This is a genomic window from Microvirga sp. P4_G7 (assembly GCF_056401005.1).
This window is the reverse complement of the sequence record NZ_JBFUKD010000638.1, coordinates 1-2,133: the sequence shown is the minus strand read 5'-3', so window position 1 is coordinate 2,133 and position 2,133 is coordinate 1. Positions and strand designations below refer to the sequence as shown.

At 65.1% G+C, this 2,133-nt stretch carries 3 protein-coding genes; 2 read left to right on the top strand and 1 reads right to left on the bottom strand.

What is annotated here, in order from left to right:
* Both AC1DT3_RS18955 and AC1DT3_RS18950 read left to right on the top strand, forming a co-directional pair.
* The coding region (locus AC1DT3_RS18955) for a nucleoside hydrolase (protein WP_477466769.1) at positions 1-926 on the top strand (926 nt) is incomplete at its 5' end.
* 13 nt (positions 927-939) lie between these two features.
* A complete protein-coding gene (locus AC1DT3_RS18950; RefSeq protein ID WP_477466768.1) occupies positions 940-1,425 on the top strand; it encodes an OsmC family protein in 486 nt (161 codons plus the stop codon).
* Between the two features lie 90 nt (positions 1,426-1,515).
* Here AC1DT3_RS18950 and AC1DT3_RS18945 read toward each other — a convergent pair.
* Positions 1,516-2,133, bottom strand: a 618-nt coding sequence (locus tag AC1DT3_RS18945; protein ID WP_477466767.1) for a hypothetical protein, incomplete at its 5' end; no start/stop codon positions are given.

Sequence of the window (2,133 nt, the reverse complement as noted above, 5' to 3'; positions counted from 1 at the left end):
CTCTCCTTCTGGCTCTCGCCTCTCCCGAACTGGATATTCTCGGCATCGTTACCGTCGGCGGCAATATCAGTATCGACTTGACGACCCGGAATGCTCTGCGTGTGCTGGCGCTTGCCGGGCGGACGGACATCCCCGTCATCGCCGGCGCGGCCGCACCGTTGAGGCGACCCACGATCGACGTGCCGGGCATCCACGGCGACGATGGGATCGGCGGGATCGACCTGCCTGCGCCCTCAGGCCAGGCGAGCGGCGTCGACGCCATGGAATGGCTGACACGAACGCTTGAAGCGAGCCCGGCAAGCGAGATTACGCTCCTAACCTTGGGGCCGTTGACCAATATCGCAGCCTTGATCGAGGCTCGGCCCGAGATCGCCCGGCGCCTGGCCGGCATTGTCGCCATGGGTGGCGCCGTCCGCGACAGGGGCAATGTTTCGGCGCTGGCCGAGTTCAATATCGCCGCCGATCCCGAAGCCGCCGATGTCGTCATTCGCTCCGGCATTCCGCTCGTCCTCGTCCCCCTGGACGTCACGCGCCGCGTGTCCGTCGGATCCGCCTGGGGTGCTGCGCTTGCGGAAAGTGGCGGAACGGTCGCGCAAACGGCCTCCCGATGCATCGACGCCTACATTGCGAACATCGCCGAGCTCCGGAAAAAAGGGGCACCGGCAGCCCGCGCTTCCGGTGGCTCCGTGGAAGAGATCCGCTGTCCTCTGCACGACCCTTGCGTCATTCTCTGGATCCTCTTCCCGGGTCTTTTCACGGTCGAGCGCCTGCCGCTCCGGGTCGTGACCGACGGTTCGGACGCCGACGGCGCGACGATCATCGACCAAGCCGCAGGCTCGCTGGTCGACGTTGTGATCGGAGCCGACGCCACGGCGCTTCTGGCACTCGCCGCCGACCGCCTGTCAGCGGCGGACTCGTTCAGTTGAAGAAGGATTTCCCATGACCACTCGCGGCACGCTGCCCGTCGCCCCTGAATTGCTGACACCCGTGACCCTGCGCCTCGAGGGCGATTGTCCGACCTATGCCCGCTCTCACATCCGGGGGCGCGGGCACGAGGTGGTGATCGACGAGCCGCCGGAACGCGATGGAACCGACGAAGGACCCGCGCCCACCGAGATGCAGATTGCGGCGCTGATCGGGGTGACGAACGTGATCCTGAAACGCCTCGCTCGACGCGACGGCATCGCCATCCAACGCCTGAAAGTGGTGGCGGAGGCGACCCTCGATCGTCGGGGCGTGTGGCTGGCGGAGCCGATCGCCAACCCATGGCCGCGCATCCGTCTCCAACTTTCGATCGCCACGGACGCCGATGACGAGCGGCTGAAAATCTGGGCGACGGACCTCGAGCGCTTCTCGCCCATCCACACGACCCTGCGGGCTGCCGGAACGGAATTGATACAGGAATGGGTTCGAACGCCGGCCTGACAGCGTCGACCGCCGAATCGACCGACCCCTTGCTAATGCATTGATTTAAAGCATCATTTCCGCCGACAATCGACTGCCGGCGGAACGTGTTTAGCGCCGTTGCGGGCGAAGCGACCGGGCCAATTCCCGAATCACGTTGTCCTCGATGTTCAGATTGAAATCGTCGTTTTCATCGCTGGACGTCTCGCTTTGAGCGTGACCGACATTGTCCGGATTTGCTCCCGCGGCGGGCTTGTCGTTCGGGCGCCGACGGTCGCGCTGGTCGGCTGACTGGCGCGGCGATTGGGGCGGTGTCGCCGGCCGGGTAGATCCCATCCGGTTCTCGAAGGTGTCGAGCAGGCTGTTGAGCGCCGAGTTGGACAAGGGGATGTCGAGCGCGGACGGCAAACCGTCGAGGGCGATCGAGCGCTTCTGGTAGGCGACGTCGTCCGTCACCTCGGGCCCGAACCACAACGGCGCTCGAAAACTCCGCGCCTCGTCCTCTCGCTCGAACTCGACGGAAATCAGATCAAGGGGGCCTGGTCGAACGAACCGGCTCACATGGATATCGCGGTCTCCGGCCTTGAGCGTCGACAGCACGTAGTCGACCTTTCCGGGCGTCACATCGAGGAGAGCTTCGGCATGGCTCCGCGGCACCTCGGTCCGCTCCTCGACGGCAATGCCGGAGACGGACGTGATCAGAACGAGACTACCGACATCACCTTCGAT